Source organism: Pseudomonas frederiksbergensis (assembly GCF_003732665.1).
In the GTDB taxonomy this organism is placed as follows: domain Bacteria; phylum Pseudomonadota; class Gammaproteobacteria; order Pseudomonadales; family Pseudomonadaceae; genus Aquipseudomonas; species Aquipseudomonas frederiksbergensis_G.
Genome location: NZ_MOBP01000012.1, coordinates 545,313 through 561,934 on the forward strand (window position 1 = coordinate 545,313; position 16,622 = coordinate 561,934).

General features: G+C 53.1%; 7 protein-coding genes. 4 read left to right on the forward strand and 3 right to left on the reverse strand.

Going from position 1 to position 16,622, the window contains the following annotated elements:
• Window positions 1–41: 41 nt before the first annotated feature.
• The gene (proA, locus tag BK665_RS19725) at window positions 42–6,674 is read right to left on the reverse strand and encodes an anti-phage protein ProA (RefSeq protein ID WP_123408306.1); all 6,633 of its coding nucleotides are present in this window, start codon (window positions 6,672–6,674) and stop codon (window positions 42–44) included.
• A 167-nt stretch (window positions 6,675–6,841) separates the two neighbouring features.
• Entirely contained in the window at window positions 6,842–7,678 is an 837-nt protein-coding gene (locus BK665_RS19730; RefSeq protein ID WP_185076576.1) for a hypothetical protein, read from the reverse strand.
• Between the two features lie 550 nt (window positions 7,679–8,228).
• Here BK665_RS19730 and BK665_RS19735 point away from each other — a divergent pair.
• The 3 genes from BK665_RS19735 to BK665_RS34495 are packed head-to-tail and all read left to right on the forward strand — an operon-like array spanning window position 8,229 to window position 14,625.
• Window positions 8,229–9,266: a restriction endonuclease-related protein gene (locus tag BK665_RS19735; RefSeq protein ID WP_123408307.1), complete on the forward strand. Its 1,038-nt coding sequence runs from the start codon at window positions 8,229–8,231 to the stop codon at window positions 9,264–9,266.
• Window positions 9,254–12,328 (forward strand): DEAD/DEAH box helicase, encoded by a 3,075-nt coding sequence (locus BK665_RS19740; RefSeq protein WP_123408308.1) that lies wholly within the window; start codon window positions 9,254–9,256, stop codon window positions 12,326–12,328. Before BK665_RS19735 ends, BK665_RS19740 begins: the two co-directional genes overlap by 13 nt.
• On the forward strand, window positions 12,325–14,625 hold the full coding sequence (locus BK665_RS34495) for an RNaseH domain-containing protein (RefSeq protein WP_185076578.1): 2,301 nt from the start codon (window positions 12,325–12,327) through the stop codon (window positions 14,623–14,625). The genes BK665_RS19740 and BK665_RS34495 overlap by 4 nt, the downstream gene beginning before the upstream one ends.
• 29 nt (window positions 14,626–14,654) lie before the next feature.
• Here the strand turns inward: BK665_RS34495 and BK665_RS19750 are convergent, their stop codons facing one another.
• Window positions 14,655–15,503, reverse strand: a complete 849-nt coding sequence (locus BK665_RS19750) for a hypothetical protein (RefSeq protein ID WP_148053240.1) — start codon at window positions 15,501–15,503, stop codon at window positions 14,655–14,657.
• Between the two features lie 100 nt (window positions 15,504–15,603).
• Between BK665_RS19750 and BK665_RS19755 the strand changes: the two genes are divergently transcribed.
• Window positions 15,604–16,236 (forward strand): hypothetical protein, encoded by a 633-nt coding sequence (locus BK665_RS19755; protein ID WP_148053241.1) that lies wholly within the window; start codon window positions 15,604–15,606, stop codon window positions 16,234–16,236.
• Window positions 16,237–16,622 lie beyond the last annotated feature (386 nt).

Below are 16,622 nucleotides of genomic sequence, written 5' to 3' on the forward strand. Positions count from 1 at the left end.
GAGTTGATACCATTGTATTAACCCCGGGGCTTACAACGAGTCTATTTTTCCTGCTCGTTGCTCGCTTTTTCGAGCCTCAGTCGGCTAGAGGCGGTCAGCTTCTGAAGTCCCAGCTCTCTTGCCATAGCGTGAAGTAATGCCTCCCCTGCTTTGCCTTTGGCACGAAGCTCGCGAGCAAGAGCCAACAGTTCATCGCTACAGATTTCATCAACCGGTCGGATACCCGTCTCATCAACAGGTCTACGACAGACAAGAGTCGAGACATCAGGATGACGGCTTGGCCAGTAAAACTCACCGAGATCATCAACAGTCACGCGGTGAGTGTTCTTCGCCATCGCGGACACTCTTTCTCGAATCTTGGAACCCGTACGTACCCACCCATGAGCCCTGGCAACTCGCCGAGCAAGAATCACATCGAGAATAGGCCCTTCTTCGCTAATTACATGCTCGATGAGTGCGCTTAAAACACCTGAATAACTCGACTCAAAAAAAGCATCCGGATTCACCCCTTGGATGCTTGAAGCAGGATCAGACTCTCGGTAATAAACCAGCTCCACCGGGAAGTATTGCGATTGTGAGGTGCTTACTGTCTGGGGTGCCAAGGCTATTGCTGCGTATTGCTGGTTCTGAGGAGCTTTTCCTTCGTCATTGGCACTTTCGACTGTCAGCGACTCAGTGACTGAACCTATCACCTCCTCGATTACCTCAATGACTTCCACTGCCGCATTTTCAACCAGGAGGCGTGCAGCCTCTTCTCGGGCTTCATGCTCGGCGCGTTGAGCTCTACTTAAAACGAGCAAAGCGTTCAGACGTTCATGAATAAGATCAGCGGTGCCGACGGCATTGATCCACCAATCAGTAGACCAAATACGCAAAATCTCCCATCCCAGACCTCGCAGCACGTGTTCACGCAGCTTGTCTCGATCGCGCGCCGTAGCGCTGCGATGATAGGTAGCCCCGTCACACTCCACACCTGCCAGATAACGGCCCGGCGCATCAGGATCTACCACGCCCAAATCGATTCTGAATGCTGAAACACCGACTTGAGTATGCACCTGCCACCCTCGGCTTGTGAGTGCCGCGGACACAGCCTCTTCGAAGGGACTGTCAAAGCCGCCGACACTGCCGGTGACCGCTTCAGCCAAAGCTCTAGGCCCCCGCTGGGCAAACTCCAGGAAGTGTTTCAGGTCACGTACGCCAATCGATTGTGTCCTCGTGAGATCTATTTGCTCAGGTTGCAAGCTAGCGAAGACGCACAGTTCGTGTCGGGCCCGAGTTATCGCAACGTTCAATCGACGTTCGCCACCAGGGCGATTGATAGGGCCAAAATTCATAGCCAGAGTACCCGCTGCATCGCGGCCGTAAGTAATCGAGAAATAGATGATGTCTCGCTCATCACCCTGAACACTCTCAAGGTTCTTCACGAACAGAGGCTCAAGCTCAGTGTCAGCAAAGTAAGCCTCAAGCGATGGTTCATTACGACGTGCTTCGTCTAACAGATCCTCAATAAGCTTCTGCTGCTCACCGTTAAATGTCACCACGCCTATGGTCAGCTTGCTTTCCCGAAAACCTGGTGAGCGCAGACGACCAACTACATCAGCAACGATTGCACGTGCTTCTATCAGATTTGTTCTCGACCCACCCTTGGAATAGACGCCCGCGATTTCGTGCAGTTTCACGGCACGGTCGTTCGTCACAGGTGATGGGAACGTCACGAGTTTGGACTCGTAATAGCGTTGGTTTGAGAAGGCAATCAGGCTTTCATGGCGACTGCGGTAATGCCAGTTAAGGTGGCGAATCGGCAGGTTCGCGCTGATGCACTCATCCAGAATGCTCTCAAGATCGGCTTCAACGTCTTCATCATCCGCCGTTGATTCTGCTCGATCAAAGAAGGATGTAGGTGGAAGCTGTTTAGGGTCGCCAACCATTACGACTTGTTTACCACGCGCCATGGCTCCTACAGCGTCCCAGACGGGAATTTGCGAAGCCTCGTCGAAGATGACGAGGTCGAAAGCACTTGCCCCGGGCGTCAGGTATTGAGCGATCGACAGTGGGCTCATGAGCATGCACGGCGTCAGTTTCGTCAGTGCATCGGGGATCTTCGACATCAACTCCCGAAGCGGCAAGTGACGCGTCTTCTTGCCCATTTCATAACGGAGCACACCCCATTCCGAAGAACGGGTGACAGTCTCCGGATTAGGCAGATCCGCACATAGACGTGCCCGCAACCAATCGTGGGTCAGTGCAGTGAAGCGATCATCCAATGCTCGGAAATCCCGTATGCGCTGCTCATGCTCAACACTGACGAAACCACGAATGACGGGTTCATTGTCGACGACGGCGTTCAACCACCACCGCGCGTAATTGGTTTCAAAAGAAAGACGGACTTCGCCGGGGTTTACGAGACTCTCTTCCATTGCCTGAACCAGGCTCGCGAGACCGGCGCCGATCGCCTCCTCCCTCACCTTGCGCCATGCACACCAGGCACGAACACCTGGTTCAGATCGAACGATGGCTTCGCAGTGATGCAGTAGCGCATCAAGCGTCAGTTGTTGGATGTCCGCTTGCCCTGATTCGGAGAAGCGACCTGCTGTCGCCAGAACATCCACGCGTTTACGGAGTGATTCAAAGCACTGACGCAACTCAGTACCCGATTGGCAAACCACACCCTCAGGCTCAAGCAGTGCATTGGCGTCGCCGAGCAGTACCTGTATCGCTCCGCGATAAGCGGAGACGAGCTCAGGCGTAGTGCCGAGTTGTGCAAGTGCCGACGCCAATTTGGCTTGGAACGCGACCGCGTCGGAGACCTTGTCTACTTTGGTTTTAAGACCCGTCCACAGCCCGGAGGTAACCGCAGTCAGATCATCAAATTCAGACAGCGTTTTTTCAACGAGGTGGCGTTGTTGGAGCACTGCCAAGTCTGCCTGCATAGTCTTGCCGCATTGGCCGGCGGCCACTACCCCATGATCCCCCTCAACTGCTCCGTGTTCGATCACTGGACGACGCTCGGTTTGAAACGCGATAGCCGCGAACAACAGTTTTGAGTCGGTGTTAAGCCCAGCCCACAGCCCCTCTGTGAGGTCGCCCAGGTGAAGGGGGGCGAGTTCTTGGTCAAGCAAGACAATGGAGCGCATGTGCGAGAGGTCTGATTTCAGCTGCTCACCGCAATGCCCTTCGGCGATCACATCAAAGGCGGTGTCTGTCCAAGGCTCGTCCGACGCCAGGCACAACATTGCCTGACGCAGTTGAATGGCCGCCTTAAGATGCTGCGCAACCGATAATGCGCCTCTCCAGATTTGAGCGCAGTAATCACCGACCTCCAAGGCGTCGAGCTTATCGCGCAGGTCACGGATCTGAATCCATGAGCGCAGGTCTTTGGCCACATCAGGTTCCGCATCACCGGAGACGGCGGTTGCGAGCGTCTTTGTGACCTTGCGCGTCCCCATCAGAGACTTGGGCCAGAACGACTGCTCGGCCGCCTGCCAATCTGCGAGAAGCTCACGAACATCAAGCGTTTCGATGATATCGGTGTAGGCCACAGAGAGTTCCTGAGTGACCTCAGCGATAAGCTCAAGCATTTCTATTGCTTGGCTTAACGTCTCAAACGTCTGCACTGGCCATGCGGGACTGAGTTGCGACATCAGTGCCCTGCGTCTTGCCAAAAGGCTGAGGCCTTTTTCAGCAGCATTGACTGCCGAAATGGCCCACACCGGTGAGAGTTGCTGGCAGAGCGCCCGATGCTTCTCTACAAGTGCGCTACTTTCAGCCAATCGTTGCGCAATCATGCGACCGTCTGGGCGCAACACGAACCGCCAATCATGACCCGCCGCTAACGGCAACGTCGACGAAAGCAGTGAAAGCCCGTTGCATACTGAGGGCACCAATGTCACGACAGGCAAACTCGTGGCCGCGCTGAATTTTTCTGCGGCCCGAATTGCAGCCTGCGCCGCAGGGAGTACTTCTCGCGCCGCTTGAACCAGTTGTTGCTGCCATGAAGGCGACCACTCTCCCTGACACACCAGGCTGAGTGGATGACTCGACAGCGCACCATAGCCAATGGCCTGGGCATTGACTTCAAGACGATCAGATAATTCGCGCAGTGCAGCCATGTCCTCTCGTGTATGAGCATGTGGCGATGACCATGACATGCTCATTGGTGTAATGGCTGCGCCGCCACAGACAACCCCAATCGCATGGTAGATGCTGTACCCATTGGTATATCGCTGATGCAGTCGTTCTACATAAGTGTTCAAGCCCTCACGTAACGCTTGAAGACGATCAGCTTCAGCATGCCATGTCGCAGAATCCACAACGCCCTTCGCATCCCAGGCCGACTGCAGCTGCGCCAAGACATCGGTTTTGCGTGCCTTGCTGGAATGGACTTCCAGACAGAACTCACCCAGGCCAACTTCACGCAGACGCCGGTAAACGACATCCAAAGCTGCGATTTTTTCAGAGACAAAAAGCACGCGTCGGCCCTGAGCCACCGATTGTGCTATGAGATTGGCGATGGTCTGGCTTTTCCCTGTTCCGGGCGGGCCAATCAGAACGAAGTCTTTTCCTTTCGAGGCCGCCATCACAGCGGACAACTGCGACGAGTCAGACGGCAGTGGGCAAAACACTTCACGAGGGTTGAAGTCGATATCCAGCCGCCGAGCTTCAGGAAAAGTAATATCGGATGGGAAAGCATCTCGTGGAGTATCCAGGAGATGCCGAACAACCGGGCTTTCGCGAAGCGCTTCAGCATTCTCTGCGAGGTCTTTCCACATCAAATATTTGGCAAAGGAGAACATGGAAAGGACAACGTCTTCCACGACCTCCCAGCCTGCGATGTCTTTGATCGCGCGCCCCACCGCTTTCCAGATAGCATCAATATCCAGGCCCGAATCGTCCCTAGGGAGCTCCGTCTCAAGCGAACCGAGATTCAATTCGAAATCTTGGCGAAGCATCTCGATGAGTGTCGGGTTGAACCGAGGTTCGTCGTCGTGCAGCACCATCGAAAAACCGGAACGCGCACTTTTGCGCTCAAGCGTCACAGGAATCAGGACAAGCGGTGCTCGGTACTTCTGCCCTCCTTTGTCCGCTCGCTCCCAACTGAGAAAACCCAGAGCAAGGTAAAGAGTGTTGGAGCCGCCTTCTTGCAAGGCAGTTCGTGCCCCACGATAGAGCTCGATCAGCCGTGCTTCCATTTCAGTGCCGGAAAGGCCGACAAACACCTCATACCGTTTCAAGGCATCCAGGGCGTGGAGACGACGAACATCTTCTCGCTCACGTAATTCGTACAGCGCCTGGTCACGTGGATCAGCCCCATCCATTAGATCGGGACGGGTCAGCAATTTCAGCTTCTTACCGCTCGCCAGGATATCTTCCAGAGCCGACGGATCCGGTGACTCAAGCTTCAGCGACTTTTTCCCGGCCTTGAAGTTGAGTAAGTTATTGCGAAGCGACAAGTCCAGTAACTTGCGTTGCCACCGTCCCAAGCGATCTTTTGGGTCGAGCAGGCGCTCATCCACCTCGACTGTAACCGCCTCATCAGGCAGTGCCGGGGCAACACCGACCAATAGCTCTGACTTACCGGACGGATCATCATCCGTCGGCAACTTCGAAACCTGTGCGTCGGCACTGGCCAATGGCTTAATTCGTTGCAGGCGCGCTCTGCGCACATCCAGCAGTAGTTGGAAGTTTTCATCCTGCCCTTCCGCAAGCAACTGCTCACCACGATCGGTGGCATACGTAAAAGGTGGAACTGGGTGTTGAGTTGCGAACGTCGTCTCGAACAGCATCAGCTCTTTGAGCTTTATACGCTTGCGTACAGCTGTGATGTCATCGATCACGGTCGTGGAAAATTCTTCAGCTTTGAGCCACACACCGGCAAATGCGTGCCCCTTTGTGAACACCAAAACAGGGTTGAGACCAGCCTGTTCTATTGCCGCACAGAAGAACAAAGCGAGATCGAAGCACGTCGCTAAACCATGTTCCGTGACGTGACTAGGGCTACGTACTTTTTGCCCAGTTTGCTCAAAGCTGGCCGGAGGAAGCGCATAATCCAGCTTCATACGTGCAACGGCGGCCCAAATGGCTGATGTCAGTTCCCAAGCTCGCTTCGCACCGCCGGCATAACCATCAAGCGCAGGGTTTTTATCGCTCTGACGCAACACCTCTGCCGCCTGCTTAAGCAAACGCTCAACAGCAAGGTCATTCGGCTGAACAAACGCTGCGGTCATATCAGGAAGGTGAGAAAGTCCGCCCCAGTGATTGCGTGGCAACAGCTCTAATGCCAACTCCAACCGAGCGATTTCCGCCCGACCAGATTCAGCAGAGGTTTCTGCTGCTGTCAACGTATAGGTGAGCGTGGCGTTTTCGGCTTCGGTCAACCGTCCAAGTAAGGCGCCATCCAAAGCAAGGTCATGACCAGGGATAGGCATGAACGCGTTTGGAGTTAGAGCATCAATGCGCCAGATCTTGGGCTTAAAGACTTCAGGATAGGCCGTCAACGTCAGTACTAAATCGTTGTACTTGATCGCTGTTTCATTGATGACACGAAGCTCCCGAATGACGGGAACGGCGTTCTGATAATCCGCGAGATTCAGCTTCGCGACGACGGTACTGTGAATACTTACAACTTTGACTGGCTCTACTTCAGGCTCAACTGTGATCTCTGCGGCCTCGTCCATGTGCTTCCCCTATCCTGCTAATGGTGGCGCACATGGACACGGAGCAAGGTGAATGGGCTCAACGCGGCAAGTAGACGCCAGAAATGATCATCATCTTATAACGGGATCCAAAGGCGAGTCCGCTGTATTTGCCCTTGCAAAAGCGGTTCACCAATACCGTCTATCTGTTAAGCACTCGTAACGAACTGTCGAGCATCCAACGCTTTCACAGGTTGAAAACCCGCTGTCTTTTTGAAGGACGTATTGTGAACAAAGTTTTTCACGGAGTCGGAAGGGTCGATCGAGTCCATATTCAATGATTCCAATGTCCGTCGGGACACCGCGACACTCAGAATAGGTAACTCTTCGATATGTCCGGTCGCAGAATTGAGGACGTCGTCGACCGCCGTCACGATCACAAGGTCATCAGGGAGCATCGACAAAAGCTCGCGCCCTACTCTCAAAACGCAGCTGCACACATAGTCCTGCAAAAGCTCGTTGTACCTCCCTGTCGGCATCTTCTTCGTAGAGAGCTTTCCGCTCTGAAGCAACGACTTGATTTCTGCAGGAATAACCCGAACACCGCGAACAGTGAGATTCGCTTCCACGAGCCCGGTGTCCCCAATCGTGAATTTGATCGATGTGCCGAGATGAGAGATGTCCGTAAAAGAGTCGACTAGCTTGATCGCTTCAAGCTTCGCCTTGGCTGTCCCGCTGAGAACGCCCTGCGCGATCGTGAACTCCTGATGCCAAGAGTCATGCTCGACACGCCAATTGGCGACATCGGCTTCATGCTCTTTCGCATCCTTTAGCCTTCCCGTCTCGATGGAGATAGCCAAATTTTTACGCTGACGCGCTTCGAGCTTGAGTAATCTTGCGAAAAAACCAGGTGCATAAGTTTGCTCGAGAGACTTAGCATGCGCTTCACGCGTACCTACGAGAGAAGGTTTTACTGGCTCAAACGCCACCTTGTCACATGTCTGCTGCGCCAGGCGCCAAACCTCTGACTCGATGTCTTGTTCCATCTGTTCTCTCCAGTTCCTATGCGGACTTCTCCTGATGTGAAAGTTGTTCGGCACGAGTATTTTTTAAAAAAATTGCTCGTTGTTTGAAATCAAACGGGAAAGCAGCGGCTTACGCCGCAAAGGGCCGATTTTGCTACGCCCATAGGACAATCACATCAGCGTCAGCAGGATTCATCGCAACGAAAGGGTAGAAGCAGGAGCACAGCGAAATCAAAAACTAACACCGTTTCCTCAGCAGGATCGGTGGCAGGTGGGGCGTCGAGGTCGCCGCTTTTTTGTTGCCCTCAAATATAAGGATCCGTCGCGCGAAAATTTTTTCAAGGGGCTATCTGCAAAAATATTTTTGTTGACGAAGCGCAAGCTCCCATATGGCCTTCCAGTCGATTACCGGCCATCAGAAGGCCAACGTTACCTAATCATGTGCATCGGGTCAGGGTAGTTGGCCCTTGGCTGCTATATTCAAAGGCTCGAAGCTTGTTTTCGAACCGTCTTAGGTGGGCCCATCGACAGGAAGCGCTGGCTTCTATGCTCGCCATTGAGGATTCCGTAAGTGGAACGAGATGTCCTTGTAGCCCGTTTTCAGCAGGCGCTTCTCAAGGCGACTACCCAGGTTGTCACCTGCCGGAGCCAGGCGCTTCCAGCACTGCAAGAAGCAGCGGCCCTCTTGTGGTTCACTGACCCAACGCGCGCCCTGCTTTCCTCAAGCGAAATGGAGGCGAACACCGGTAGGCCTCTGGAAGATTGGTTGGAGGAGGAGCTGCGGGGTGAGTTTTCCGGACTACTGCGTGCAGGAAGTTACCCAACTTCAACACTTTCGGAGATGAGCTTTGAACTGGGAATCCATGATGATCAGGAAAAAGTTCAAGCCATCATTCTGCAAGCTCAAAATCGGTGCCGATTACTTCCTCAGGGCAATTTGATCTACGAAGGATTTCGCAGGTACATCATTGGGCATGCGATTGAGGTAGCAGGTGCTGCGTCAGACATTTTGATTCCACTGAGTCTTGCCCTGTCTGACCTTTTTGACCCCATTCCAGCGCATCTAATCCGAAATGGGCTGATCTACCCGTGCCCCGTCTGCCAATGGCCGATGAAAGTTAACAGTACTAACGTCTGTTGCGATTCCAGCTGGTGCACTGAACGGGCAGGCAAGTACACCATGCGCGGGCGAAAACTAATTCGCACAGCCAACGCCGAACCTGTCGAGGGGCATCGTGCAGGTTCGAGCGTGATGCTCAAGCCTGCAATCTGGAAATTCACACTGGTTCCTGGTTTGCTTGAGCTTTCGTTGTATCGACGCCTTAACGATCTGGGGCTGACGGTCGAGCTGTGGCCAGAATTTGACAAGGCCGACGTCAGAGTAACGATCGGCGAGCACACGCTAGATCTGGACGCAAAGGTCTGGCACTCGCCAAACCGTTTACTCACCCACTTGAAGTCACTCCCCGCGGCGTACCCTCATTGGATTGTCATTCCGGACTACCAGCGTAAATCCGTGAATTACCTTGATATCGAGACGCCTAGCCATATCAGGGTCTTTACCGAGTCGCAGTGCATTAAGGAGATTTCAAGGCGATGCGGTCACTGATAGATATCTGCACCAACCTGTGCCTCGCCATTGTGGCCAAGCACGTAGAGCCTCCGGTGACGCTGGCGGATGCTGCTGCCATTGCCGCAGGCCGAATTGGAAAATGGACGACGTGGTATCGCCTCGATGACGCGGATCGTAACGCTATCGCGCAATTCCTCAGATTACGGCCTACTGAGTTGGCTCAGCCTTCCGCATTCATCCGTGAGGCTTCGAAAGTCTTTCAAGACCCTTTCTGCGCCTTTGAAGTGGTGCCGGGTGAGGAGCACCCGACGACGCTAAATGAGCGCCACTGCTTTCAAGTCGCGCGCCCGCTGTGTGCCAAACAACTCATCGATGAAAATCTATCCGCTTTGCTCAACTGGCGATCATCCTCACTGCCAGCTGCGCTGCCAGAGCATGGTGATCTTGTCCTGACCCACCTGACAAAAGACCAGGTGCAGACGTTTGTTGTACCTGCTGCGTATCGTTCGGTGCTGCCTAAACGCACGGTCGGATTGCATATCCCTTTGGCATCTCCGATTGCCCAGATGCAATGGTCACGTAGCGACCTGATGAATATCGCAGTAGAGCTGGATGGTTACGCGGTCACCCACACACATCACGTTGAGTCCCTGAACCGACTGATGGGCGACAAAGACAATTTGCAGGCCGCAGCTGGCAGTTTCTATCGCGTCAATGCGCCTACTGGCGTCGGTAAGACAGTCGTTATGGTTTTGATGGCACTGGACGCCGTCCGGCAAGGACGCAAAGTAACGTTATTGGTGCCAAACCTGACCGATGTAAAAAACATGGTCTCGACGCTCACACGATCAGTGGCGGCGCTAAACCTAAAGGTGAGTGTTACTCCGCTGCACTCGCAAAGAAAAGTGCCGCAGATGGCCCAGGTTCATCACGAAGAGCCAGATGGCCCGCACCCTTACAACTACAGCTGCCTGCTGAACGTGCTCAATACTGAAAAAGTGCCTTTTGTTCCGTCCAACGAACCCTGTTTCAACCTGAGAACACCCATTACCAGACGTGACGGACGACCTAGCAGTCGACGCATCGGTCATTGCCCGTTTCTGCCTGTTTGCGGCATCAGTCGCATGCTTGAACAGGCGCTTGAGGCGGACATCGTCGTGGTTAACCATCACTCCCTTTTGGCCGCGACCACACGCGTGCCCTTTGATGACGCTGAAGAGTATCCAGGGCCACGCAGCTTTCTCGAGATACTGTTGAAACGCTCATCACTTTTTCTCGTAGACGAAATTGATGGGCTTCTTCAAAGCGCAATCAGCAGCAGCGTTTTTCACCTAGAGCTTGGAAATGATCAGCCAAACAATCCGTTGGGGCGTTTTTTTCGGGAACTCAATACCCGAAAACCCAAGGTGCCGGATGTATCCGATCAACGAATGCTGGATATCCTTTGGGATGTCACTTACTGCGTCAGGGTGGTCAACCAGTTTCTCCTCCTGTCCCGTGACGGTTTTTTTGAATGGCCTGACAGGGAAACGGTTTGGTCGACGTCTGAAGATCGCTTCCTGATCGATCAACTGAAGATCAGTGAGGAATCACTGCTCGCGCTGTATACCGCAGAGAAAATAGTGCCACCGGCACTGGAACAGTTACGACAGAATCTGACCTTCTGGTCGCTCCATGATGCTCGTCGCAATCCCGAGCAAGTCGCGTCGAAGCTGTCAGATATCATCAGTGAGCTGACCCAGCCAGGCTATCTGCTCTATGGAATCAAGGAAGGCGATAAAACTCGATTGAAGTCAGCCCTGATACTCAAAGGCGTTCTGTCGCTTGTTGAACTGCATCTGAGAAATCTTCAAACAAGATTGCCACCTCTGGTCAGAGCCCACGTTGAATACGCCGATGAAGTACTCCAAGCACTGACCGGCCCAGTTCAACTCAGTCCCACACCCAATGGCCCCTTGCATCGCACCGTTTTTGGCTTCAAGCGCAATCAGTCGTTGAATAACGAAACGACCCTACAGAGCGTTTCATTGCGCGGCGATCCCCACGGCACTCTGCTTTCGTTGCCAGACCTAACCTCCCGGTGTTATGCCGGAACGCCCAGGGTGTTCATTGGGCTATCTGCGACCGCCTATTTCCCTGGGGCCAGCAGTTTTGATCTTCCGGCAAAAGACCTGATAGATGTTCCTGACGTTAAGGGGCATATAACGTTTGAAAACGTGAACGTCTCGGTCGCGCTTTCGGGGGCGCCGATCAACCAACGCAGGGAACGCATACGAATGTTAGCCCGCGAACTGTGGCCGTGGCTTGACGCGCGACTTGCTAGCCTTCGGGCAAACAAATCCACCGCAGACAGGGCTCGACTGTTGTTGGTCACTGGCAGCGACGCCGATGCGGAGGAACTTGCCACGACGCTCTATGGTTTGCCGGGTGGCCCTGGTGCTGGAGTAGCATTAATTCGAAGTAGGCACCAAGAGGGAGAATCAGTCCGTCTCCCTGCCGAACAACGCATGACCTACCAGGATTTATTCAAGTTCCACAAAGGCCCCTACGCACATTGTTCCATTCTGGGGTGCTCCATCTATCCCATTGCACGCGGGCACAACATCGTCGACCTGAAGGGAGTCTCTGCATTGGGTGGTGTCGTGGTATGCGTGCGGCCCATGCCGATGTCCGATAACCCTCACAACAACCTCGCGCACATCTGCTACGAAACGCTCACCACCGTGAAAATGAGCGAACGGCCCGGCAAAATCATGCAAGAAGAACGCAGACTGGCTAACAAGATTCTGTACAGCATAAGAAATGCTTACCCAACTTTCAGCCAGCAACCCCCAAATATTCGGCATTACACCATCATGAACATGCTGGTGAACTTGACCCAATTAGTGGGTCGAGGCCGTCGAGGGGGAACCCCGGTGAAGTGCTATTTGGCGGATGCAGCTTTCGTGAATGGCGCCACGCCTTGGGCTACCCTGCTCAGTACCACAATTAGCCATATGGTCAGCGAGGGCCACTGGCAGCCATTCGCCCGGCACCATGCGGGCCTTGCACATGCCATGCAAAACTACATCGAACGATATCCAGCGGAGTCGAGATGAAAACGTCGTTTTTTCGCACCAATTTATTTCGATTTGATCCTTCGTTGCTGCCGATTGTGCATCAGTATCACTGCCCCCAGCCCTACAGATCTGCATGGCGCCAAATGCATGAGTACGCCTTGCAGAACAAGAAGAAATTAAGTTCTGTGGGACTGCAGGAGTTGCTGAGCGTGTTCTCTGGAGGGCCAGTTTGGATTAACAATTCGCCGAATCTGGACGCAAGCCTTCCCGTGATCGTCTCCGTCGAGTTGCTCACAGCGCAGACCATCAATCTGGCGCTGAAACTTTGGGTAACCGAAGCGATGCAAACGTGGGAATGGACATCACACGAAATTCCGTTTGCCATGACAGTCGACGAAGGCACGCCACTTGATGCAATCGAGCTACTTAACAATCGACCACTGCTCTCGCGTGTTTACAGCATATTGCCCTGGATGGCGTCGAAGGCGATGCAAACAGCCCCCCTGCTCTCCAGTATTCCACTACCGTTGAGCCTAGCGTCGGACGGATCACTTGTAGCTTGGGGCAACCCTGTCGTGAACAGTCGAGGAAATCGCCAAGCGATAGCGCTGCACACTATAAAACCCACGCTGGTGCTACATAGAGGGCAGACGGATCCCTACCTAAGCATTAACGTCCATCTTAGTCACACCTTGCCAGAGTGGAAACACTCTACCAACAAGGCATGGGTAAAGACGTCCTTGGGTCTCGCCAAACTCGACATTAAAAATCAGAAGCAACCCGATGGCAGTTGGAAAACCGTGTATGTACATGACACGGACAAGCTTTTGTCTTTCGCGGCAACAGAACAGTTGCCTGAACTGAGACAAGGCAAAATAGATGTGCATAGCCTTGTGCGACCCATCCATGCTGAAGCCCAGCAGCGTTCGCTGATTGGTTCCGGCGCAGGCCCACTGTTCCTTGATCAGGCTTGCTGGCATCTGCTCAACACGTTGCCAGGCACTGAAGTTTTGCTTGCTTCCCGTGTTATTCATGCATTGCGCAGAGCTAAATCTCAACGCACCGATTTCAAGCTGCCGACGCTACGAATCGCTGTGCTTGCGGCGCACTCACAGACAACTCGCAGACTGGAAGTAAGCCGGCGCGATTTAGCTTCTCACAGTCAGGTTTTCAAGAAAGCCCTTCCCCCACTCATAGAATTTATCCACTTGGCCGTGCCTCAAGCGCAGCAATTTCTTTGCACGGACAGTGCAGGCGATGAACTCGATAAATGGTTTGAGCAACAGGTGCTTCCCGAGTTGAAAGCGAGTGGAGCCCATGTGGCTATCGTTGAAACCTTATCTGTTGAAACAACAGCACATCCAGATCAAGATCCTAAATTTGCATTGAGATGGTTATTTGCAAAGCATGGTGTTGTCACCCAGTTCATAAGAACAGCGCAAATCGAGGGAGAGGATTACCAAGCGATGGCGGTACTCGCCGAAGCCGTGCGATTGTCCGGTAAGCTGCCGCAACCGCTGCCTCGCGAAGCAAGGATCCCGGAGGGCACCTGGACGTTGTCGGTATACCTTGAAAGCATTCAGACAAAGGGAGACGCGAAATACCTCCCGGTCATTACCCGCGTTCTGCTGGATGACAATGCACCACAGATCTTTTGGTTCGATGCGAAACACGGTAATGCGCCGAAGTGGTTCGACTATCGAGCTGGAACCGCCCTCATCCACTCAACGATTGCCTTATTCTCCCACCAGGCGGTGCGAAAGCTGATTGATCAAGCGTTGCTGGCTCCCACACCAGTCGCCGGCGAGCCATTGATCATCTACTTACACTCAAGGCTACGCGAGCTCTATGACGGCTTGCAGGACATCCCTGGCCAAACACTTCCGGCGATTAACGATGACAACGCCTGGATTGTACGCATCAGTACAGATCCCCATATTGCCCGAATTACTGGTGATCACACCGCGTCCCCTTCTTGCCCGCATTTCATAGGTACTCGCAAGCTCTTATTGCGTTCCCAGCACAGCGAAAGCGTCTACTTTCACGTTTCACCGTCGAAGTTGTACGCCTCAAAGGGGCATTCACAGCGATACAACACTCGTTACGACGTGAACCCATATCAATTGGAAGACGCTTGGCAGCAACTGGGCGTGACGGAAATGACCATCATTCGAGAAGGTTTATTTTCTAACGCTGCGAGTGTCGCCGCCCAAACAGGGTTGCTGTGCCGCAATGCGCCCACCTGGGACGGATTCCTTCGTTTGCCAAGCTCTATGCATTTAGGTAGCGCCGTGGCGAGAACACATCCCATGATTCAACGGCCACGGCGCGCATAGTCTTGCCGATGCGCTCTTGTTTACCCGCGCTATGGTTTCGGTTCTGTGTCCACATCAAGGTCTTCAACTTGGGCAATCAGTTCAGAGCGACCAATCACAATCTCCTGGCTGACACCTGAGCGGCTCGCCGACGGTTCATCGCTGATCAAAATCGGCAGGTAGTAAATACAACGTCCTCCGATGGTCACATAGTCCAAACCATCACGCTGATCGAGCTCCAACGTGATTCGTTTAGAGGTCGCAATGAAGGTCACCAAAAAGCCAGTGGGTTCCGAGTAGTCATTGCAATATCGGGCCACTTGATGAAGTCCTGCAGCAAGCTTGCGAACCACCGCACTTTTGGTCACGTCCACGGAAATGTATTTGGCGTCTATCACGAGTTTTCGACCATCGCTATTGGTGAGCACAAGGTCGACTTCACCGCTCGCCGAAGCCTGCTCCACTACGAAATCTACACCCTGCCCCAAAATGTAGTCATAGAGATCAATGGCGAGCCCTCGCTCCCCTGTTTTGCCTTCCAAGCCGGACTCTGCGTAGCCACGAAGCCGCTGGTTGAAAAACCACTCGCAACGCTGCTTGTACTTCAACAGAACAGCGTAAATCGCCGAATCGCTGTCCAAGCGTTCATCCAGGTACTCAAAGAGGCCGTCGAGGGCAACATCTCGTATCGCCTCCACAGCGTCTTCGAATTTATAAATTTGCTCACGGTGCACGTAACCGGCCAGCGAGCACAGCCCCTTGTTGAATTGCTGAGAATTCATGCCCGACATTGCGGCTACCGTTTTCACGACATGCAGGCAGATCGCTGCATGTGCCTCAAATGTCGTCGCGTCGTAATCACGCAGCACCTCCTCGAAAGGCTCCTTTCGAAGGATCATTAAAATCTCCGCAACCTCGTCTTTAGCGCTCGTCTCCACTTCAAGTAGACGGCTGAGATGGACGGAAATCAGGGTGTGCGTCTGCAGCCACCGAGTAACTGTGATTGAAGTAAAAACCAACTTAACGACGACGCATTTAAAGAGCAGCCTTTCATTGCTGTCTGACGTGGGGGCTCTTGATGACGGATTCCCTCCTATGTTCAAGGGGATTTTTGCATTTGAAAGTGACTTGAGCAAAAGCACACTTTGCGAGCAGATAAAGGTCCACTATTTAAACGATGATTTTGACGTTGAGGAAGATCAGGAAATCCCTCGAATTATCTGCAGACCTTTCGAACATCTGACATGTGCGTGCGTGATAGACAAAAATTTTGTATTCACAATGTACAATAAGACAGAAGAAGGAAAGTACATCCCTGCTCTCTTCAGTTCAGAAAGCAATACTGGGCTTTCCAGCCAGGTTGCGCTTTTTATGGAGCAGCTTTTGTCCTATTTGCGCTTTGGCGGTGCAAAAGGTAATAATTTTCACTCTTTGGAGGAAATGCTCGGGAGCGATACCTTGTTGGAGCATTATGCTGACCTAGCAATGGAAGATTGGGGGGCATATTTCGCCGCTAAACATGGCGTTTCGAAAGAACCTGAGCGCGAGGTTGAGGACATGGAGAATATGGTCACTAACGTGCAGCGTTGGTTGCTCGGTGAACAAAGGTCGTGGCTTTCGAAAAATGACTAATTAATTTTTATTGACTGCCCCTCCAGTCCTTCGCAGCCCACTATCAGTGGAATCATTTCAATTTATAGCCCGAGCCTCCCCCAAGAGCCAAGACTCTGAATGTCTATGGCTCTAGTTTTTCAAGGGGCTCCAAAGCTCCATCATGAGCATCACTAGAGGGCTTTACCTGCACCAGGTCGTCGAGGTGTTGAGGGTCAACCACACCCGCCAGCGTGAGCATATTTATTCCACGTGCGTCGACTGACTACCTCCAGGCACTCAGTCTGTATTGCAACGCCGCCATCAAAACAATCCAAAAACTGGAGCAGCCCAGGCTCTTTTTGCAGCGTTTACTCCCTGTCCCCTCATTAGAGGCCGAAGGCTCACCATAAAATGCCGGCCTTTCC